Raw genomic sequence first — 19,799 nt, forward strand, 5'->3', positions numbered from 1 at the left:
TTCCGGTTCGCCATGCTGTAGCGACGCGATGAAGATGCGCGAACTGGAGGAGCGGACCGGGGTCCATCGTGAGACGATCCGCGTCTATCTGCGCGAAGGACTGATTCCCGAACCCGTGAGGCCGCGCAAGACCGTCGCCGATTATGGCGAGGAACATGTCCAGGCGATCCTGGCCATCCGGCGGTTGCAGCGGGAGAACCGGCTGACGTTGGCGCAGATCAAGGCGATCATCGGCGGTGAAGGGACCGAGGGCCGGGTGGAGGCCAGCGCGTTCGACCAGTTGGAGCAACTGGTGGCGCATCGTGCCGGGGTGGATGGCCCGCCGGTCATGATCGTGTCGCTGCTGGATCGCTATCCCCATGCGGCGGAGGACGCCCGGACACTGTCGAAGATCGGCATCCTGTCCATCATCGACACCGACCAGGGGGAGGCATTGAGCATCACCTGCGCGCAGCTCGTGCGCATATGGGGCGATATGCGCAAGGCTGGCTTCGACCAGCGGCTGGACTATACGCCTGAGATATTGGGCTTCTACACTGAAGCGGCGGATTTCGTCGGGCGGTGGGAAGCGAGTACCTTCATGGAGCGGGTCGAAGGGCATATCGACGTGGATGAGGCTGCGACCATGGTTGAACATGCGTTGCCGCTGATGCTCGACTTTTTCGGCCTGATGCGACAGCGCGCCTTCTTCCGCCATGTCGAGGCGATCCGCGCCGGCAAGGAAACGGATCGCCCCGCGGGCGGCATCAATCCATCATCAGCACGGCCTTGACGCAGCGGCCTTCATGCTGGTCGGCTACGGCTTGGTTGATATCTTCCAGCCGATAGCGGGTCATCAACTTCTCGAACGGGAACAGCCCTTTTGCATTGAGGGCGATGAGTTCGGGGAGGAAGCTTTGCGGATCGGCATTGCCCTCCGTCACGCCGCAGATGCTGATACCCAGTGAGAGCAGGTGCAGGATGTTGACGCTGATCGTGGCATCCAGCGCCCGGGGTACGCCGACCATGGCGAGCCGCCCCAATGGTCCGAGCGCGCGCACGCCGGCTTCGATCGCTGGTACCGCGCCCGATGTGTCCAGCACGCAATCGACGCCTTGGGGGCGGATGGCACGCAACTGCTCCGCCGTGTCGCCTGCGTTCACATCAATCACATGGGTGGCGCCCAGTTCCATCGCTTTGGCGCGGCGGCTTTGGAGCGGATCCGCGACGAAGATCGCGCCGGCACCGACCGCCCTGGCTGCCATGACGGCGCTCAGCCCAACGGGGCCGCCACCGGTGACGAGGATCGCTTCCCCGGCCTTCAGCTTCAGCGCCTTCATCACAGCGCCCGCGCCGGTCATGATGCCGCAGCCCAGCGGCCCCAGTAATTCCAGTGGTGCGCCGGCGGGCACCTTCACCACATTGCGGGCAGCGACGATGGCATGGCGCGCGAAGGAGGACTGGCCGAAGAAATGGCTGCTGACCGGCGCCGTTTCGTCATGGAGGCAGGTCGAACCGTCGGTACGGCATCCACCGAAATTGAGAGCAGCGAAATCGGCGCAATAGGCCGGTTGACCGTTGAGGCACTGGGGACAGGCGCGGCAGGCGGCAAATCTCATGACCACAGGATCGCCTGGGGCCACCGAGGTAACGTCGGCGCCCACGGCTTCCACGATGCCTGCGCCTTCATGGCCCAGCACGGCGGGCAGCGGCGTCGGCAGCAACTGGTCGCGTACGATGATGTCCGTATGACACAGGCCTGTCGCCACGACCCGCACCAATATCTCGTCGGGACGCATGTCGCCGAGCGCCAATTGTTCGATGGTGAATTCCCCGCCCGGCGTCCGGGCGACCGCTGCCTGTATCTCCATCGTCATCCTCTCATTCAAGTTGGGCCTTGATATTCAAAAGCCGGGATCGTGATGGCCATTTCCTGCCAATGATCCGCGCAAAAGCGCCGCTTTGCGCGATAATCCGGTGAAATGATCCGACTTCTTTTTACGATTGACGACCGACCTTGTCCACAACTACGTAATAGGCATACGTAATACGTAAATGTCCGAAGGACTGCGTAGTAGGAGAGGGTAGTTTCATGGCGACTTCGCTGGATGCAGACACGCGTCCAATCATTCCCGACGATATTGCGCGAATCGTGATTGCGCCAAAGAGCTATATCGACGATGCGACCATCTATGGCGCCTTCCGCTGGCTGCGTGAACATATGCCACTGGGGATCGCGCAGGTGCCGGGCTATGACCCGCTCTGGATCGTCACCAAGCATGCCGACATCAGGGAAGTGGAACGCAACGCCAAGCTGTTCCACAATGCCGATCATAACCCGGTGCTGAACGATCAGGCGTCCGACGCTTTCACCCGCGACATCAACGGCGGGTCGCTGCGCATATTGTCGTCTCTGACCTATATGGACCCGCCCGAACATGCGTCCTACCGCACGCTGACGTCCAACTGGTTCCTGCCGGGTAAGATCAGCAAGCTGGAGGAGCAGATCCGGGTGCTGGCGCGTCAGTCGGTCGACAATCTGCTGAGCTTCGACGGCGAATGTGACTTCGTGCGCGATTTCGCGCTCCATTATCCGCTGCGGGTCATCATGACGCTGTTCGGGGTGCCGCCCGAAGATGAGCCGCAAATGCTGAAGCTGACGCAGGAATTTTTCGGTGTTCATGATCCGGAGGAACAACGGCCGGAAATGGCGGCCGACCCGGTGGTTGCCGCGAAACAATGGGCGGCGTCGATCGAGGATTTCTACGTCTATTTCGACAAGCTAAGCGCCCGGCGCCGCGAGCAGCCGACCGACGATCTTCTTTCGCTGATCGCCAATTCGCGGATCAACGGCGCGCCGATCCCGCGTGACGAGGCCAATGGCTATTATGTGGCGATCGCTACGGCCGGGCATGACACGACGTCATCTTCCACGGCGGGCGGGCTGCATGGGATGATGGTTCATCCTGAAAACTGGGTAAAGGTGAAGGCCGATCCATCCCTGATCGCCGGTCTGGTGGACGAAGCGATCCGCTGGACCAGCCCGGTCAAGCATTTCATGCGCAACGCCACCGCCGACACGCAGGTACGAGGCATGGATATCCGAGCGATGGAACGGCTGATGATCTGTTACCCATCGGGCAATCGCGACGAAGATGTGTTTGCCGATGCCGATCGCTTCGACATCACCCGATCGCCCAATCCGCACATCGCCTTCGGCTTTGGCCCGCATATGTGCCTGGGCCAGCATCTGGCCAAGCTGGAGATGCGCATCCTGTTCGAGGAACTGCTGCCGCATATCACGTCGGTGGAGATGGCGGGCGATCCGCGACTGGTCGAGACCAACTTTGTCGGCGGCTACAAGGCGCTGCCGATCCGCTTCAAGAAAGCCTGATTTTTCAGAGGCCGGGACACCGCGCAGGCGGGGCCGGGACAATGCCCAAGGGTAGAATATCCGGGCAATATGGGAGGAGCCTGACATGCAAAAGACAATAGCCCTGCTGGTTGCGAGTGTTTCGGCCGTGGCGCTGCAATCGCCCGCTTGCGCGCAGGAGGATGTCGCGCCGCAGGTGCAGCCGGCAGGCCTGGGCGACATCATCGTCACCGCGCAGAAGCGCGAACAGGCGATCAACGACGTGCCGCTGTCCATCACCGCCGCGTCGGGCGAGAAGCTCGCCAATCAGGGCGTAACCAATGTCAGCGATCTGGTGAAGATCGTGCCGGGATTCAACTATACGGAAAGCGCCTTTGCGACGCCGGTTTACACGCTGCGCGGCATCGGCTTCTACGATACCAGCCTGGCTGCCAAGCCGACGGTCAGCATCTATCAGGATCAGGTGCCGATTCCCTTTTCGATCATGACCCGCGGCGCGACGCTCGATCTGGAACGGGTCGAGGTGCTGAAGGGGCCGCAGGGTACCTTGTTCGGCTCCAACGCGACCGGTGGCGCGATCAACTATATCGCGGCCAAGCCGACATCGACCTTCAAGGCCGGGCTGGACGCCGGAGTGGACAATTCGGGCAGGTGTCGGCCGGCGGTTTCGTCAGCGGGCCGATCAGCGACATGTTGACGGCGCGGGTGGCGCTGCGCACAGAACAGGGTGGGGCATGGCAGCGCAGCTATACCCGTGACGAGAAGCTGGGTGACCGTAACTTCACGACTGGTCGCATCCTGATCGATTTCGAACCATCGGACGGCGCGCGTTTCTCGCTCAACCTCAACGGGTTCATCGACAAGAGCGACGGGCAGGCGGCGCAACTGATCGGAGTGGTGCCGCTGGGCAATCCGGCCCGGCTGGGGCCGCTCGCTACCTACCCCATCGCACCGCGCAACAATCGCGATGCAGACTGGACGCCGGAACAGAAGCCGAAGCGTGACGACTGGTTCTATCAGGCGGCGTTCCGGGGCGACATCGACTTGACCGATGATTTGACGCTGACGTCGATCAGCAGCTGGTCGGAATATCATAATGACCAGGATATCGACCCGGACGGCGTGGCGCTGCGCGACTATTTCTACAACACCACCGGCAAGATCACGGCCCTGTCGCAGGAATTGCGGTTGCAGGGCCGCACGGGCGGCCTGACCTATATATTGGGCGCCAATTATGCGCGGGAAAAAACCTATCAGCAGGATGATGCCGGCCCCTATGACCAGTCGACATCGGCCTATAATTTCGTCGATGCCGGTCTTGGCATCCCATTCTTCGTCTATAGCCAATATGCGCGGCAGAAGTTCGTGAACAAGGCGGTGTTCGCCAATCTGGACTATGATATCGGCGAGACGATAACCCTGCATGGCGGGGTGCGCTATACCAAGACCGATATCAACTTTGCCGGCTGCACCGCCGATCGCGGTAATGCGCTGGGCTTCGGCATCGAAAATCTGGTCAACTATATTCGCAGCACGGTGGGCCTGCCGGCGATCGACATTCCGACCGATGGCTGCGTGACGATCGACGGAACGACCCTGACGGTCGGGGAAGTGCAGCGCACGCTGGACGAGGATAATGTCTCTTGGCGTGCGGGCATCGACTATAAACCCAGCAAGGACGTGCTGCTCTATGCTTCGGTCAGCAAGGGCTACAAGTCGGGCAGCTTCCCGCTGCTGTCAGCCAGCGACGCCAACCAGTTCAACCCCGTGACGCAGGAATCCGTGACCGCCTATGAGATCGGGGCCAAGCTGACCGTCCTGCAAAACACGGCCCAGATCAACGGCGCGCTCTTTTATTATGACTATAGCGACAAGCAGTTGAAGGGGCGGGTGATCGCCAATCCCGATGTGTTCGGGCCGCTGGAAGCGCTGGTCAACGTCCCCAGATCGCGCGTCCAGGGCGCGGAACTGCAACTCGATCTGGCGCCGACCGACGGGCTGCGCGTCAGCATCGGCGCGACCTATCTCGACACGAAGATCAAGGGCAGTTTCGTCAACTATGACAGCTATGGCAACCAACTCGACTTTGGTGGATCGGCCTTCCCGTACACGCCAAAGTTCCAGATCGTGGCCGATGCCCAATATGACTGGGCATTGAGCGACGATGTGGGCGCCTTTATCGGTGCCAACCTCAATTTCCAGAGCGATACCAAGGCAGTGCTGGGCAATGCCCGCGCGACACCATCGGCGGATCTGACGGCGCAGGGTGGGTTGACAATTGAGGATTATGCGCTGGTCGATCTGCGGGCGGGGCTATCCTTCGCCGACCAGCGCTACAAGATCAGCGCCTTCGTGCGAAATCTGGGCAATGTCTATTACTGGTCCAACGCCACGCGCATCACCGACACGACGGTTCGCTTTGCCGGGCGCCCGCGCACCTTTGGCGTGAACCTGTCTGCGCGTTTCTGAATGCTCCTCCCCTGGGCCGCGCCTTGAAAGGCGGGCGCGGCTCCTTCTTTCCTGTCTGGAGATATGCCTCATGAATGCATCTACGCCCGTTGTCGCCGACCTACATGGCGAACTGGGGCATGAAGTTCGCCTGCCGAAGACGCGCATGTTGATCGGTGGCACCTGGCAGGAAGCGGCAGACGGACGCAGGATCGATGTAGAAGATCCCGCGACGGGCCAGGTGTTCGCCAGCGTCCCGGCCGGCACCGCAGCGGATGTGGAGCGCGCCGTGCGGCAGGCGCGGGCTGCGTTCGAGTCCGCCGCCTGGGCGCGGATGCGACCGCTTGATCGCGGCAGGATCATCGAGGCGGTTGCTCGCAAGATCGAGGATCATGCGCAGGAACTGGCGCTGCTGGAAAGCTATGACAATGGCAAGGCGGTGCATCATGCGCTGGCGGTGGATGTGCCCGCAGCGGTCGATATCTTCCGCTACATGGCCGGCTGGACGTCGAAGCTTTACGGTCAGGTGAACCCGATCTCCGGTGATGGCCGCCACTATCACAGCTATTCGGTGCGTGAGCCGATCGGTGTCGTCGGTCAGATCGTGCCGTGGAATTATCCGCTGGCGATGGCGGCCTGGAAGATCGCTTCCGCACTGGCGGCGGGATGCACCATCATTCTCAAACCCTCCGAAGTTACGCCGCTGACCGCGCTGCGCCTCGCCGAACTGGCGCTGGAGGCGGGCTTGCCCGAAGGCGTTCTCAATATCGTGACCGGCTATGGCCATGAAGCCGGACAGGCGCTGGTCGAGCATCCTGGCATCGACAAGATCGCCTTCACCGGATCGACCCGCGTGGGCAAGCAGATCGTCCAGACCGCGGCGAAGGATCTGAAGCGTGTCACGCTGGAACTGGGCGGCAAGTCGCCGTCGCTGATCTTCGCCGATGCCGATCTCGAACAGGCTGCGCTCGGCGCGGCGCTCGCCATCTTCTTCAATTCGGGACAGGTTTGCCTCGCCGCCTCGCGCCTCTATGTCGAGCGATCGGTGTTCGACAAGGTGGTCGATGGGGTCGCTCAGGCGGCGAAGGGCTTCAAGTTGGGCCATGGTCGCGATCCCGACACGATGCTGGGGCCGCTGGTGTCGCGGGTGCAACAGAGGCGGGTGCTAGACTATATCGAGCAGGGCAAGGCAAGCGGGGCAGAGCTTGTGGCCGGCGGCGGTATCGGCGAGCAAGGCGGTTATTTCGTGGAGCCGACCATCTTTGCCAATCCTTCGCCCGACGCAACCATCGTGCGCGAGGAGATTTTCGGACCGGTGCTGGTGGCAACGCCTTTCGACGATGTGGACGAGGTGGTGAAGCGGGCCAACGACACGCGCTATGGCCTGGCCGCCAATATCTGGACCCGCGACCTGTCCCGTGCGCACCTGATTGCGCGCCGGTTGCAGGCGGGGACGGTGTGGATCAATACCCATGGAATGAACGATCCTTCCGCACCCTTTGGCGGGGTAAAGGAATCCGGCTGGGGGCGGGAAGTAGGTGAGGAAGGCTTACTGCATTATATGGAAACGAAGACGGTTACGGCGCTGTTATCTGATTGATGGATGGCGCTGCATCGAAGACTGCTCGCTGTATGAGCCTGTAAGCGCCCATGCGAAAGTGTGAAGCCTCAAAACCCAGGGAAAACATGGTATATTCGGGCGTCGGCTATCCGAGCGCGCGCCGGGTGTTGCTACTCTGCGAGCGCAGTACAATCCGGTCTATATCCTGGGCGGGACTCTGGTCACTCCCAAGATGAAGCATCATGCGGCCTTGCTGGAGCCGGCCAAGGTCGGTGAGTTGCTTCGCGCCGCCTGGGAGAATTGCGCAAGGCGAAGCGGAACGAAATCGACTTCAAGGCAGCGGTATGGCGTGCGTGCGGGCCGAACGTACGAAGATGCGCAAGCCCCATGCTGTCCCGCTGTCGACGCACGCTCTAGGGTTGCTTCGCCGGTTGCGGGAGATGGGCAACCCTTGTGACTTTCTGTTCCCGGCAAGCTCGACCTTCCGTAAACCGATCTGCGACAATTCGCTCGATGTGCTCTGGTGTTCAGATGATCTTGCGTCACGACCCGTGGGCGGGCGCTGCCGGTGCTGGTCTACGATACACTGTCGACCTTGAGGCCGGTGCGGCAACCATCAGCTTGGCAAGACAATCCAAGTCCTTGATGTCTGGGCGATCGCCTGCGCTCAATGTCTTTTGGAATGATGCCCTGGCCTCCTGTGCCGGGCGTAGAGCAGTGCCGCGACGATCGCGGCCGATCCTATGCCCACCGCGGCACCAAACGCAGTAACGCGCGCCGGCGATTGTTTTCTGTCGCTTCTTTCGCCCCGATCTACTGGCGCCGGATCGGCCTGGATATTCTCCGCATGCGGCGCTGGATGGGGAGGGTAGGGCGCTCTGCTGCCCGGCGGTACTGATGGCTTGTGGGTCATGCTTCTTCTCTTCCTGTGTTTCCTTCCAACGATCTCCCTTGAGGGAGGTTGCCATCTGCTGATCTGCCCAGTGCGGCGGGCGCCATTGAACCTTTTTCCGAGGGCCATCCATCCTGCCTCTGCATCCGATCGCTGCTCACTTTTCGGGTGCGTATGAAAATAAAATTTGGGACGACCGCAACTTCCTGCCCGGTGCCAGCGAAACTCAATGAGGAGGCAGGTGCATCACGGCCTTCTGCCCGAGACGAGTAGGAGTAGACCAAATGAAATTCCCACAAAATATTGCCGGTGTGGTTGTCGGTGCGATGATGATGGCTTGCGTCTCTGCACCTGCAATCGCAGCCCTTCCGCAAGGCGCGAAGGCCCCTGATTTCAAGCTCAGTGCCGCACTGGGAGGTAAGCCTTTCAATTTCTCGCTCGGCGAGACGCGTCGCAAAGGCCCCGTCGTACTCTACTTCTTCCCCGCAGCCTTCACCAAGGGATGCACGATCGAGGCGCATATGTTCGCCGAAGCGACCGACGACTTCAAGGCGCTGGGTGCCACCGTTGTCGGCGTTACCGCCGGGGCCGTGGACCGGGTCGCCGAATTCTCCAAGTCCGAATGCCGTGACAAGTTCGCTGTCGCCGCGGATCCCGGCGCCAAGGTCGCCGCGCAATATGAGACGGTCATGAAGTTGCCGAACCAGACCCTGTCGGAGCGAACATCCTTCGTCATCGCCCCCGACGGCAAGATCCTGCTTAGCTACACCGACATGAACCCGCAGGAACATATCTCCAAGGCAATGGCTGCGGTGCGGGCCTGGAAGGCAAAGCATAGCTGATCGTCGCAGACCCAATCGCTCCCTTGCATCACGGGGTTCCCATGTTGTTCGCTATTCTTTCCGCATTTGCTGGCGGCATCATCCTAAATCTCATGCCTTGCGTTTTCCCCGTCATATCGCTCAAAGCCTTCGGGCTTGTGCGTCAAGGGGGCGATCAGGTCCGGCTGCGACAGGAGGGCATCGCCTTCTTTGTCGGTTCACTGCTCGCCATGCTGGCACTCGCCGGTATCCTGCTGGCGCTTCGGGCTGCCGGCCAAGGCGTGGGCTGGGGGTTCCAACTCCAATCACCGATCATCGTCACGCTGTTGATTTTGGTCATCCTTGGTTCTTCGCTCAATCTTTTCGGCCTTTTTGAGTTCGGTGTCGGGCTGCAGCGTGCCGGGCAGCAGGTGGATACGAAGGAAGGACCGTTGGGGGCCGCGCTTACCGGTGCCTTGGTCGTCGTTCTGGCAACACCCTGCGCAGGGCCTTTCATGGCAGGGGCGCTAGGGTATGCGCTAGTTCAGCCGCCCTTGGCCGGCCTTGCGGTGTTCGCCGCGCTGGGGGCAGGGGTTGCTGCCCCGTTCACGCTGTTGTCCTTCAGTCCGGCGCTCGCACGTCGCCTGCCGCGGCCGGGGCCATGGATGAACACTCTCAAGCATGTGCTCGCCTTTCCGATGCTCGCTGCCGCGGCTTGGCTGGTCTGGGTGCTGGCCCAGCAAACCGGCCCATCCGGGCTTGCATTGATCCTCGGCTGTGCTGTCGGTCTGGCTTTTGTCGGCTGGATTTACGGAATGGCACAAAGGCGCGGCTTCATGGGGCAATCGACTGCGGCATTCCATATTGTCGCAGGTGCCGGTGTCGTCGCGATCGGTACGGCGATCCTGTTGCCCGATAGTGCTATCCGATCCCCTGTCCCAGCCGCATCCGCTTTGGCGACCATGTCCGATCCAAGTGATGCAAATCCCACCGAGGTACGCCCGATCGCGTGGTCGGCCAAGCGGACTCAGGCCGAACGCGCGGCAGGAAGGCCGATCTTCGTCGATTTCTCGGCAGCCTGGTGCGCGACCTGCCAGGTCAACGAGAAAGCTGTTCTTTCGACCAAGGCATTCAAGGATGCCATCGCACGCACGAAGACCGTGTATATGGTGGCAGATTCAACAAATTACGATCCTGCGATCGAAAAGGCGATGAACGATCTTGGCCGTACGGGCCTACCTCTCTACCTCGTCTATCCGGCCGGCGGCGGCGAACCCGTTGTGCTGCCGCAGGTCCTTAGCAGGGACATAGCCGTCGAGGCGCTCGAAGCCGCAGCGCGCGGAAAGGCTTGAAGCTGATGTTCCGATATTCTTGCCACTGGGGGACCGCATAGCGGCTGTGCGACACGGAATTCCTCATGAGCGGGACTGGCCCATGCTGATGCGCAGGGCACAGGATGGCGATCAGGCGGCTTACCGCCTTATCCTGCTGGCCATGTTGCCGGTGATCCGCGCCTTCGCGAGACGGCGGGTCTTCGATGAGGTTCTGCTCGAGGATGTGGTCCAGGAAACGCTCCTTACGGTCCACAAACTGCGGCACACCTATGATCCCGAGCGCCCACTCCTGCCATGGCTCGCGACCATCACCTTCGCGCGTGCGATCGACGCCACGCGCAGAAATGCCAGGTTGCAGCGCCGCGAGGCCGCCGATGAAACTGCCATGTACGCAGCGATCGACGACAGCTGGGATGGACGTATGGAAGCACTGGCGAACGATAATGAGGTTGCGCGCCTCCTAAACCGCTTGCCCGACCGACAGAGGATGGCTGTCGAGATGGTCAAGATCCGCGAGATGAGCCTGGATGACGCCGCGGCCGAAACCCGGACATCCGTTTCGGCGATCAAGTCGTTGCTCCACCGCGCTGTATCGAGTCTTCGTGAAAATGGGAGCCGATGATGGCAGACCACGAAAAATTGATCGATGAATTATGTGCCAGGGCAGCCCCGGTCAGGCGGGTTGCGCCGGTCTGGAAAAGACTTTGCCTGCTGCTTCCCCTGATGCTGGGGCTCGCTGGCCTTTCCGTGATATCCTTCAAGATTGCTGTGGGAGGTTGGTCAGTTCCATCGAACAGCAGCGATATGGCCAATGCTGTCCTCTGCCTGCTCCTCGGGGCGATCGGATTGGCTCAGGCGTTGGCGATGAGCGTTCCGGGGTTGGCCTGGCGAGGACGCAGGCTGTTGCTGGGCGGGATTGCTGCCTGGCTTGCGATGACGGGAACAGGACTGGAGACATCCTCATTCCCGGCGGTCGTCCCGGGAGAGCAGCCAGTCTGTTTCGCTTTCCTTCTGGCTGCCGGCCTTCCTATGGCGACCATTGCGATTCTGGCGCTTCGCAGAACCCGTTCGCTCGACCCCGTGCGTGCGCTCATTGCGGCAGGAGTGGGCGTTGGATTTCTTTCCTTCGGTTTGCTCGCCTTTTGTCATCCGGCTACGGTCTCGACGAGTGATTTCGTGACGCATGTCATGGCCGCTCTTGTCCTTGGACTTCTCACATTGGCTGTTGGTCGAAAATTCGTCGCGGCGTGAATTGCGCCGATGCGAACTGCCGGAACCTCAATCCGACGGGCCAGGCAATGATGATGCCGAAACCCGTCTATCTTTTCGAATTCGGAAATTTACACGACGCATCGGCACGAATTCGTGAATCGCGCAACGGGAATGAATAAATTGGTTCGGTATAAGTCGTTTCTTGCCGGCGTTTGCGCGGCGCTGGCCACGGGTCTTTCTTCGGGATCGGTCGCAATGCCATCGTCGCAATGGCCCGATGGCTTGCGTGGTGCGCCTCAAAGGATCGCCGCGATACGCGCCTTTGCAGAAGGCATCGCACAAAACGATGCCGAAGCGATCGACGTCGGATGGCAGGGAAAGGCAGGTTGGGACCGGGCAGTGGCCAAAGCAGAAAGCAGCGCGGCCGAGGCGGTCGATCCATATGCTTTCGGCCTTGTCTTGAGGACGCTTTATGCAAGCTATCCAAGCCTGCATAGCCGGGTCGACCTGCGCGCCGACATTGATTACCGGATCGCATTTGGCGCACCCTATATGCCGTTCACGATGAAGGTGGAGGAGTTGGGTCCGGACGATAAGCCGCGTTCTGTCCTGATCTCGGCCGTCGTGTCGACCGATGCGTGGCTTCTTTCCGGCGCGCTGGCCGTAGGTGACCGGGTTATTGCAGCGAATGGAGAGCCGATCGCGACCTGGCTGTCGCGTGCGACAAAGGCATGTCGTCGAAACAGCAAATGGCAATGTTACGACGATTTTGACAAGCAGTTTCGAAACGGTTTGTTAGGATGGGATCCCCGCCTGCCGCTTCATCTGGGAATAATCAGAGACGGCAAGAAATCGATCATAACCTACACGCCCGAAGTTGCGCCGGAGCGAACGATCGAACGCTCCTACGCCAGTTGCGGCGAGGATGGCTCTGCCTATAAAGGTTTCATGCCCGTGTACCAGGGCTGGAACCTATGTGTTTTCAAGAGCGTCGAGGGGCCGCCGACCGAAATCTGGAGATTGAAAAGCTTCCATTACCCGACCAGCGCATCCATCGGCTCGCCGCGGGAAGAGGTCGAGACGTTCTGGAACGCGCATTGGAGCGCCGTTTCTCCGAAAATCCGATCGGTCATCATCGATCTGTCCGGCAATGGCGGCGGCGATATCCCACTGGCCTGGTATTCGCTGTTATTCGATCGCCCTTACCAAGAGCAATATGCGCAGTATCGCTGGCTTTCTAGCTATGATGATCCCTCGGTCCTCAATGAACTTCCCGATGACCCCGCTCACGCACGATGGCTGGCAGATCTGGTAGCGCGCAATCCCGATGCACGACATGAAGTCGGTAGCTACCTGCCGCCCGTCCCCATGTTCTGCAGTGACGAGGATGCAGCTTGCGAAGGCAGGTTGGTTCCACCCAAGTCACACGGCTTCACGGGAAAAGTGGCTCTTATCCTCGACGATAATTGCGTATCGTCCTGCTCTGGGTTCAGCTGGAACATAGTCACTAAACTCGGCTCGCGCGCGGCGGCGTTCGGATTACCCGATAGCGGTGACTCCAACTTTATGCGCCTGCCGCTCAAACTCTATTATCGTGATGGCGGCTGGTATACGGCGATCGGGGCGAGTGCCGTGCCAGACGAAAAGCCCATCGCGACAGCCAATGTCATGGTGACACGCACGACCACGGATGATGGGAAAATCATTTCCGGCCAATCCGTATCTGTCCGGCGCGTAGTAGCTCGACGCTGGGATGATAGTGCCAATAGTTGGGCGGAGCGAGTGATCGGCGTCATTCGTAATTCGCTCGTCGGTCCAGAGCAAAGTGTGCAAGCGAATTGAGTTCTATCGCTCCATTCATGACTGGGAAACCGGGAGGCGCACCGCGGCCCGGTCACTAATAACCTTATGGTTATCTCGGAACGTTTGACGTGGATTTACAGCTTGGAAGCAAGGTCGCCCTTATAACCCGAAGCCGCAAGCGTCGAAGCGACCCGCAGAAGCATCCACATTGCATTTGTTGCGTAACAAAGAGGATGTCGATGCGTTTCATGCAAAGTGCAGACAATGGCGGGCCGGGCCGGCGTTCCGAATATCACAGCTATTATTACGCCGCTTTCGTAATCGACCTGACAAGTGATAATTTCGGCAACGCTATGTTTCATGGTGAGATTAGCACTGGACATCTCGACGTTTCGCCATACAGGTCTGCGTCTCCAGGCCAGATCGTAAACGAACCGAGATATCGCGCTTCGTCAAAGCCAGGAAATGAACGTTTGGTATGCCTGTCTTGACAATCTACCGATTAGAAGGTAGGCGGCTTTATGACCGCCACAAGCTCCACTGCCGATGATATCCTCGCCACTGCTCGCGATCTGGTGATCTTAGGCGGCTATAATGGCTTCAGCTACGCCGATATTGCCCAGGTCGTTGGCATTCGCAAGCCGAGTGTCCATCATCATTTTCCAACCAAGGCCGAGTTGATGCGCACTCTGGTTTCGCGTTACCGCGGCGAGGCCAAGGCGGGAATGGAGCATCTGGATCAGCAGTTTCCCGATCCGCTTGATCGTCTCAAAGCCTACACCGGCTATTGGAAGGCCTGCATCGAAAATGCCAACATGCCATTTTGTGTCTGTGCGCTTCTGGCATGCGAGATTCCTGTCCTTCCCGTGGAAGTGGCAGAAGAAGTGAAGGCCTTCTTTCGTTTCCTCTCGGGGTGGCTCACCACAATATTCGAACTGGGGCAGAAGGAAGGGACATTGAAACTGTCCGTCTTGCCTCATCTTGAGGCAGAGGGCTTCATGGCAACGATCCATGGCGCGATGCTCTCGGCGCGCGCGTACGGCCAGCCCGAGATGTTCGGCATGGTCACCGATCCGCTGATCGCCCGGCTCTCATCGAGAAACTGAGCCGGCGTTGCCGGTGTAAATCGCAATTCCTGCTTCGGCTGGAACATAACCAGACCAAGGAGTCGATCGATATGATCAACCAGGTTGGAGCCAATGCCTTTTCGTCGGTCTTGGGCAGCGGAACGGCGACGACGAAACAGACCGGACTGGACGTGTCGAGCGCAGATTTCCTCACACTGTTGACGGCCCAGTTCAAATATCAGGATCCCTTCGCCCTGAGTGACCCGACCCAGAATGTCCAGCAACTCGCGACATTGGCGCAATTGACGACTTTGAAGGAAATCGAAGCCAGCTTACAACAGTTGATAGAGGCTCAAAAGCAGCGCGCTTCTTCACAAGCGCCGTCCGCTGAGCATCTGTCCACCCTCCAGGATATCCTCGTGTCGCTCAAGGCCATATTGGCCGAGCAGGACAAAGGGATGTCTCAGGCATAGCAGGTGGCAGGATCGCGCGAGGGATTGGATGCGCGGAGGGACGATGTACCTGGATATTTTGCGCCATCGCAAGAAGAGCGGGATCGATCTCGAAGCCTATCGCGCAGATGCGGCGCATATGGAGGCAATGGTCCGCCGCCAGCCCGGATTCCTCACATTCAGGCGCTATGTCGACGAGGATGGCGAAGCAATCTCCATTTCGGAATGGAAGAGTGAGGATGACGCCCGTTCTTGGGCGAACCAGCCTGAGCATCGGGCTGTCCAGGTTCGAGCGCAGGCGGATTATTATGAAAACTATGTCGTCTATTCCTGCGCTGATCCCGAGGTTCGCAGCTTCACGGCCTGAGATGTCCGCAGTTGGCTTGCGATGAGTATATGAGTGGCGTGATCGGCATTGTAGCAGCGGGTCGGTCCGTGGGGTCGGCCAATAACTAATGGCATTTGGCCGACGCTGCGCGACGCATGTATCGCGTGGGCTGTTCAGGCTTCCCTGCCCGATGTGCCATGAGCATCGATCATGGCGTTCGGCTTTGGACCAGTCCGGCGCCGACCAGCGCCGGGGATAGTTCTGCAACCAGGAAATCGATCAGCGCCCGGACCCTTGGTGGCGGGAAGCGGCCGGACGGCCAAAGCAGATTGACGGGGATAGTCTGAGAGATTTCCGGCAGGACGTGGATCAATCGGCCATCGGCAAGCAGGTGATCGATGCCGAAATGCGGCAGCAGTCCGATCCCCACGCCTGCAAGGGTGAAGGCGATCCTTGCCTCCACATTGTTCGATATAATGGGTTGTCCGTCGGCCTCTCGCGAAAGATTCTCGATCTGCGGCCATGGATGCACCTTGCCGGAATGCGTGTAGCGGAAGCTGATGCAACGATGGCGGCTGAGGTCGGCAATCGACCGGGGCGTTCCCCATTGCGCGAGATAGGACGGCGCAGCAGCCAGGAGGAGGGTGAAATTGCCGAGGAAGCGCGCCGTCAGCGCTGAGTCCGGCGCATCTCCCGTGCGCAATACTGCATCATAGCCCTCATGAATCAGGTCGACCGTGCGATCGGTGAGGGTCAGGTCCAGTTGGACCTCCGGAAAAGCGAGGGCAAAGCGCGAGAGGATTGAGAGGAAAGGTTCGCCGACGATCGGCAGACCAAGGCGCAGCCGCCCCCGAGGCGTCGTCGATGAATCGCCGATATCGGTGCCGATCCCTTCGATCTCATCAAGGATGCGCCGGCAGCGTTTGAGCAAAAGCGTGCCGTCGTTTGTCAGCACGAGGCTCCGGGTATTTCGGTTAAAGAGCCTGGTGCCCAGCCGCGCTTCGAGCCGTGTGATCGCTTTGCCTATGCCCGAGGGGCTGATCCCCAAGCTCCTACCGGCAGCCGCAAAGCTGCCGTCTTCCACGACGCGCACGAATGTCGAGAGGGAGCCGAGGCTATCGACACCAAGGCTTGCAACCGATTGTGGAGCGCGATTCATCGAGGACTTATATGTCCGCAATCTGTGGACAGACAACCAGGATAGTCCGGAGGCAGAGCGATGCTAGATAGGCGCTTTCCTTATTCGGAGTGTTCCAATGCCTACGAATGTCGCATCCTCGATCCTGGTGCTGGGTGTAGGTGAACTTGGCCGGGCAATGCTTCCGCCGCTGGTCGCCAAGGCAAAGGCGGCTGGCGTTGCCGTGTCCGTTCTGGTGCATCAGAGCGCTGGAGAGCAGCATCATTTCGTCAAGAGCCTGGGCTGTGAGATCGTGGATGGCGATCTCGTTGCCATGAGCATCGAAACGCTGTCAGGAATTTTTGCCCGGTTCGATACGATCCTCAACTGCGTAGGTTTTGCGATCGGCGCCGGTACGCAGATAAAACTGGCGCGCGCTGTCCTGCGAGCGGGCATCGATCGTTATTTTCCGTGGCAGTTCGGCATCGACTATGATCTGTGCGGGCGCGGAAGCTGTCAGGAAGTGTTCGACGAACAATTGGATGTTCGTGCATTGCTGCGGGGACAGGAGCAGGTGAAATGGGTCGTGATATCGACCGGCATGTTCCTGAGCTTTCTCTTCGAGCCGGCTTTCGGTGTGGTCGATCTTCCCGGCGGCATCGTGAACGCGCTCGGCTCCCTCGAGAACGAGGTCACAGTAACTACGCCGGAGGACATAGGGTTGCTGACTGCCAAGATTCTCTTCGCTCAGCCAAGGATCGAGAACGAGGTGGTCTATGTGGCAGGAGATACGATCGCCTATGGCCAGCTTGCGGGCTTGATCGCTGAAAAGCTCGCAGTTCCGTTCCAAACCCATTTCTGGGACGCCCCCTTCCTCGAGGGCGAAATCGCCAAAGAGCCCGATGATGTCATGCGGAAGTATCGCGCCGTATTTGCCAAGGAAGCAGGTATGGCATGGCCGATCGATGGGACATTCAATGTCAGGAATGGCATCCCGGTTACCGACATACGGACTTGGATTGAAGAAAACCGGAACATGCTGATGTCGCGCATGACGCAGCAGGCCTGATTCTGCGGGCTGCGGCGACGGGGATGATCGCCGCAACCCATCTGCTAGTGTCCTAGCCCAGGGTGATCTGGCGCAACATGTCCGCTATCCAGCGATGGCCAGGATCATTATCGTTCCGCTTGTGCCAATAGAGCCGCTCTTCAAGGATCGGCATCTCAAAGGGAACGGGCAGCGCGCGGACGTTATAACGCTCCCCTTGCAGTGAAACCAGGAGGCGCGGCAGAATTGTCGCCATGTCCGTCTTCCCGATGGTATCGAGCGTCAAATGGAAATTGGGCAGCCAGCATGAGATATGTGGTTGTCGCGGCTGTTGGCGCCACAACTGCTCGCTAATGCCTGCGATCGTCCCGCCGAAGCGGGTTTCCACATAGCCCATCGCGCAAAGTTCATCGAAGCTGACCGCATCATGGGGACAAGCATTGTCCTTCGCGACGGCGACGACAAAGCTGTCGGTGAAGAGTTTTTCTGAGTGGAAATGCTCGTCATGGCTGTCCATCTTGTCGAGCAACCGCGCCGAGATCGTGATCGCAAAATCGACCCGGCCATCCAAGATACGCTCGGCGGTGTCGGGGGCGAGTTCCTCGAATTCGACGCTGACGAGCGGTGCCGTACGGCCCAATGCAACGATAAGGGGAGCTGCAAGCAGTTCGCACCCATAGGTTGTGGCGGCGATACGGAAAACGCGTCGTGCGGTAGCGGGGTCGAACCGGCTTGCTTCCTCGCTCAGCTCGCGGACCTGCGACAAGATTGACTTGACCGGCTCCGCCAGCGCGCGACCCCGAGCGGTGAGTTCCATGTTTCGGCCGATGCGTTCGAGCAACTGGTCGGAGAAATGATGGCGAAGCTTCTGGAGGGCAGAGCTCATCCCCGGTTGAGAGATGTGAATCCGTTCAGCTGCACGGGTCACGTTTCGTTCCGTAAGCAGCGCGTCGAGCGCGATGAGTAGGTTGAGGTCAAGTCCTTGAAGATGCATCGTCTACCCCTGCCGGCCCTTTGGCCTGGTCGATCATTCTGGTCGCGTCATGAGAATGGCGCTGCGGCCGGCGTCTATATGATGTTGCCGCGTTCATGTGGAAGACCGGGTGGATTCGGCTTGGACTGGCCCGGTCCTCGTCATTGGCTGATGCCCTGACTTCACGGGCATGCTTCGAACAGGTTCCTCTTGTGTTTATATCTTGTCTGACCGCCTTCTACTGAAGTTCCCGATATGCAGCTATCCCTGTTTGTGCCTTGTGGCGTCGTCAGTCTGACCTTTCTCGATGCCGCCGACATCATGCATGCAATATAGGTAGATGCTTCGAGAAATCCCGTGAGAAAGCATTGCTGATCGAGGCGAGGGGCCGCAGCAATCCCTCAGCCAAATGGTTGGTATATCAAGTTTCGATTTCCGGCGAGCGATCCCATCGCCGATGTCGCTTTCCAACAAGGAAAGTTGGAGAGCGGCGTGCAGGGATCTTCGCTGATTGATGATGCATCCGATGGAGGCGCGCCTGACGTGACCGGAGGACGCATGTGTCTTGGCTTCGTCGGGCTGGGTGTGCAGGGCTTGCCACTCGCGCTCAATCTCCTGACGCAGGGCCATGAGGTCCATGGAATCGACATTGCTCAGGCGCCGCTCGCAACACTTTCGAATGCGGGCGGATCGACCGGATCGTCGCTCGCCGAACTTGCACGATCATGCGACGTGGTGTTCGTTTGCGTCGCCACCGACGCACAGGTCGTCGAGGTCATTGCAGGTGGAGCGGGCCTTGCTGCCCATGCCCGGCCGGGACTCATAATCGTCAACCACAGCACGGTGAGCGCGGCAGCCATCAATCTTCTCGTCGACGCCGCGCGGGCAGCCGGGGCGCAGCTTGTGGACGCTCCCGTCAGCGGCGGCGCACGGGGCGCGGAGCAGCGGACCATGTCCTTCATGGTCGGTGCGTCCGACGAGGCCATGGCGATCTGCGAGCCCCTGTTTCGGATATCGGGGCAGGCAATCCTGCGGACGGGGGCCCCAGGCACCGCCACGATCGGCAAGCTGGCGCACCAGGTCACCATCATCGGCAACATCCTGGCGATGGCCGAAGGTATGCGCCTGGGCACAGCCGCCGGACTTTCCCCTGAGATGGTCAAACAGATCATCACAGGCGGTCTTGCCCGCAGCTTCATCGCCGAGACTTGGGGGGAGATCAAGATGGCGCCCCATGCCATCCCCATTTACGGCAAGGACCTTGAGAACAGCCTTCGGCTAGCGGCCCAACTCGGCATCGAACTGCCTGGCGCTGAACTGATGCAGCAGCAACTTCCCAACATCGTTCCCTGACAGGAAAGCGACCATGAACATCAACGCCCATCCGCTCGTCGATCGTAATCGCGACGTCA

At 59.9% G+C, this 19,799-nt stretch carries 18 protein-coding genes; 15 read left to right on the forward strand and 3 right to left on the reverse strand.

Annotated elements, in window-relative coordinates:
- Positions 1 to 28: 28 nt before the first annotated feature.
- Positions 29 to 772 carry a MerR family transcriptional regulator gene (locus VMR39_RS17980; RefSeq protein WP_325417600.1) on the forward strand — a complete coding sequence of 248 codons (744 nt, stop codon included), beginning with the start codon at positions 29 to 31 and terminating at the stop codon, positions 770 to 772.
- On the opposite strand, the gene VMR39_RS17985 is transcribed toward VMR39_RS17980, so the two are convergent.
- Positions 747 to 1,850 carry an NAD(P)-dependent alcohol dehydrogenase gene (locus VMR39_RS17985; protein WP_325417602.1) on the reverse strand — a complete coding sequence of 368 codons (1,104 nt, stop codon included), beginning with the start codon at positions 1,848 to 1,850 and terminating at the stop codon, positions 747 to 749. The genes VMR39_RS17980 and VMR39_RS17985 overlap by 26 nt on opposite strands.
- 221 nt (positions 1,851 to 2,071) lie before the next feature.
- On the opposite strand from VMR39_RS17985, the gene VMR39_RS17990 reads away from it, so the two are divergent.
- The 12 genes from VMR39_RS17990 to VMR39_RS18045 all read left to right on the forward strand — a co-directional run bounded on the left by VMR39_RS17990 (position 2,072) and on the right by VMR39_RS18045 (position 15,288).
- Positions 2,072 to 3,373 (forward strand): cytochrome P450, encoded by a 1,302-nt coding sequence (locus tag VMR39_RS17990; protein ID WP_325417604.1) that lies wholly within the window; start codon positions 2,072 to 2,074, stop codon positions 3,371 to 3,373.
- Positions 3,374 to 3,458: 85 nt separating this feature from the next.
- Entirely contained in the window at positions 3,459 to 4,049 is a 591-nt protein-coding gene (locus tag VMR39_RS17995) for a TonB-dependent receptor plug domain-containing protein (RefSeq protein WP_325417606.1), read from the forward strand.
- A complete protein-coding gene (locus VMR39_RS18000) occupies positions 4,004 to 5,821 on the forward strand; it encodes a TonB-dependent receptor (protein ID WP_325417608.1) in 1,818 nt (605 codons plus the stop codon). The genes VMR39_RS17995 and VMR39_RS18000 overlap by 46 nt, the downstream gene beginning before the upstream one ends.
- Before the next feature lie 70 nt (positions 5,822 to 5,891).
- Complete coding sequence (locus tag VMR39_RS18005) at positions 5,892 to 7,400, forward strand: aldehyde dehydrogenase family protein (RefSeq protein WP_325417610.1); 1,509 nt, start codon at positions 5,892 to 5,894, stop codon at positions 7,398 to 7,400.
- 1,137 nt (positions 7,401 to 8,537) lie between these two features.
- The gene (locus VMR39_RS18010; RefSeq protein ID WP_325417612.1) at positions 8,538 to 9,095 is read left to right on the forward strand and encodes a peroxiredoxin; all 558 of its coding nucleotides are present in this window, start codon (positions 8,538 to 8,540) and stop codon (positions 9,093 to 9,095) included.
- A gap of 41 nt (positions 9,096 to 9,136) precedes the next feature.
- Entirely contained in the window at positions 9,137 to 10,405 is a 1,269-nt protein-coding gene (locus VMR39_RS18015) for a protein-disulfide reductase DsbD family protein (protein ID WP_325417614.1), read from the forward strand.
- Positions 10,406 to 10,487: 82 nt separating this feature from the next.
- Complete coding sequence (locus tag VMR39_RS18020; RefSeq protein ID WP_325417616.1) at positions 10,488 to 11,009, forward strand: RNA polymerase sigma factor; 522 nt, start codon at positions 10,488 to 10,490, stop codon at positions 11,007 to 11,009.
- Positions 11,009 to 11,638: a DUF1109 domain-containing protein gene (locus VMR39_RS18025; RefSeq protein WP_325417618.1), complete on the forward strand. Its 630-nt coding sequence runs from the start codon at positions 11,009 to 11,011 to the stop codon at positions 11,636 to 11,638. The genes VMR39_RS18020 and VMR39_RS18025 overlap by 1 nt, the downstream gene beginning before the upstream one ends.
- A 114-nt stretch (positions 11,639 to 11,752) precedes the next feature.
- Complete coding sequence (locus VMR39_RS18030; protein WP_325417620.1) at positions 11,753 to 13,441, forward strand: hypothetical protein; 1,689 nt, start codon at positions 11,753 to 11,755, stop codon at positions 13,439 to 13,441.
- A gap of 482 nt (positions 13,442 to 13,923) precedes the next feature.
- Entirely contained in the window at positions 13,924 to 14,508 is a 585-nt protein-coding gene (locus tag VMR39_RS18035; RefSeq protein ID WP_325417622.1) for a TetR/AcrR family transcriptional regulator, read from the forward strand.
- Positions 14,509 to 14,579: 71 nt separating this feature from the next.
- Positions 14,580 to 14,942: a flagellar hook capping FlgD N-terminal domain-containing protein gene (locus VMR39_RS18040; RefSeq protein WP_325417624.1), complete on the forward strand. Its 363-nt coding sequence runs from the start codon at positions 14,580 to 14,582 to the stop codon at positions 14,940 to 14,942.
- A gap of 43 nt (positions 14,943 to 14,985) precedes the next feature.
- Positions 14,986 to 15,288, forward strand: coding sequence for an antibiotic biosynthesis monooxygenase (locus VMR39_RS18045; protein ID WP_325417626.1), 303 nt, complete (start codon positions 14,986 to 14,988; stop codon positions 15,286 to 15,288).
- Positions 15,289 to 15,457: 169 nt separating this feature from the next.
- Here the strand turns inward: VMR39_RS18045 and VMR39_RS18050 are convergent, their stop codons facing one another.
- Entirely contained in the window at positions 15,458 to 16,408 is a 951-nt protein-coding gene (locus tag VMR39_RS18050; RefSeq protein ID WP_325417628.1) for a LysR family transcriptional regulator, read from the reverse strand.
- Between the two features lie 97 nt (positions 16,409 to 16,505).
- On the opposite strand from VMR39_RS18050, the gene VMR39_RS18055 reads away from it, so the two are divergent.
- On the forward strand, positions 16,506 to 17,435 hold the full coding sequence (locus VMR39_RS18055; protein ID WP_325417630.1) for an aromatic alcohol reductase: 930 nt from the start codon (positions 16,506 to 16,508) through the stop codon (positions 17,433 to 17,435).
- Positions 17,436 to 17,487: 52 nt separating this feature from the next.
- On the opposite strand, the gene VMR39_RS18060 is transcribed toward VMR39_RS18055, so the two are convergent.
- Complete coding sequence (locus VMR39_RS18060; protein WP_325417632.1) at positions 17,488 to 18,408, reverse strand: LysR family transcriptional regulator; 921 nt, start codon at positions 18,406 to 18,408, stop codon at positions 17,488 to 17,490.
- Between the two features lie 471 nt (positions 18,409 to 18,879).
- Here VMR39_RS18060 and VMR39_RS18065 point away from each other — a divergent pair, with 471 nt between their 5' ends.
- Complete coding sequence (locus VMR39_RS18065) at positions 18,880 to 19,740, forward strand: NAD(P)-dependent oxidoreductase (protein ID WP_325417634.1); 861 nt, start codon at positions 18,880 to 18,882, stop codon at positions 19,738 to 19,740.
- The last annotated feature ends 59 nt before the right edge of the window (positions 19,741 to 19,799 follow it).

Source organism: Sphingobium sp. (assembly GCF_035511395.1).
Taxonomy (GTDB): domain Bacteria; phylum Pseudomonadota; class Alphaproteobacteria; order Sphingomonadales; family Sphingomonadaceae; genus Sphingobium.

Bases quoted from the DNA above. Each gene is read 5' to 3' on its own strand.
- VMR39_RS17980 (WP_325417600.1), top strand. From the start codon at position 29: ATGAAGATGCGCGAACTGGAGGAGCGGACCGGGGTCCATCGTGAGACG.
- VMR39_RS17985 (WP_325417602.1), bottom strand. From the start codon at position 1,850: ATGGAGATACAGGCAGCGGTCGCCCGGACGCCGGGCGGGGAATTCACC.
- VMR39_RS17990 (WP_325417604.1), top strand. From the start codon at position 2,072: ATGGCGACTTCGCTGGATGCAGACACGCGTCCAATCATTCCCGACGAT.
- VMR39_RS17995 (WP_325417606.1), top strand. From the start codon at position 3,459: ATGCAAAAGACAATAGCCCTGCTGGTTGCGAGTGTTTCGGCCGTGGCG.
- VMR39_RS18005 (WP_325417610.1), top strand. From the start codon at position 5,892: ATGAATGCATCTACGCCCGTTGTCGCCGACCTACATGGCGAACTGGGG.
- VMR39_RS18010 (WP_325417612.1), top strand. From the start codon at position 8,538: ATGAAATTCCCACAAAATATTGCCGGTGTGGTTGTCGGTGCGATGATG.
- VMR39_RS18015 (WP_325417614.1), top strand. From the start codon at position 9,137: ATGTTGTTCGCTATTCTTTCCGCATTTGCTGGCGGCATCATCCTAAAT.
- VMR39_RS18020 (WP_325417616.1), top strand. From the start codon at position 10,488: ATGCTGATGCGCAGGGCACAGGATGGCGATCAGGCGGCTTACCGCCTT.
- VMR39_RS18025 (WP_325417618.1), top strand. From the start codon at position 11,009: ATGGCAGACCACGAAAAATTGATCGATGAATTATGTGCCAGGGCAGCC.
- VMR39_RS18035 (WP_325417622.1), top strand. From the start codon at position 13,924: ATGACCGCCACAAGCTCCACTGCCGATGATATCCTCGCCACTGCTCGC.
- VMR39_RS18040 (WP_325417624.1), top strand. From the start codon at position 14,580: ATGATCAACCAGGTTGGAGCCAATGCCTTTTCGTCGGTCTTGGGCAGC.
- VMR39_RS18045 (WP_325417626.1), top strand. From the start codon at position 14,986: ATGTACCTGGATATTTTGCGCCATCGCAAGAAGAGCGGGATCGATCTC.
- VMR39_RS18050 (WP_325417628.1), bottom strand. From the start codon at position 16,408: ATGAATCGCGCTCCACAATCGGTTGCAAGCCTTGGTGTCGATAGCCTC.
- VMR39_RS18055 (WP_325417630.1), top strand. From the start codon at position 16,506: ATGCCTACGAATGTCGCATCCTCGATCCTGGTGCTGGGTGTAGGTGAA.
- VMR39_RS18060 (WP_325417632.1), bottom strand. From the start codon at position 18,408: ATGCATCTTCAAGGACTTGACCTCAACCTACTCATCGCGCTCGACGCG.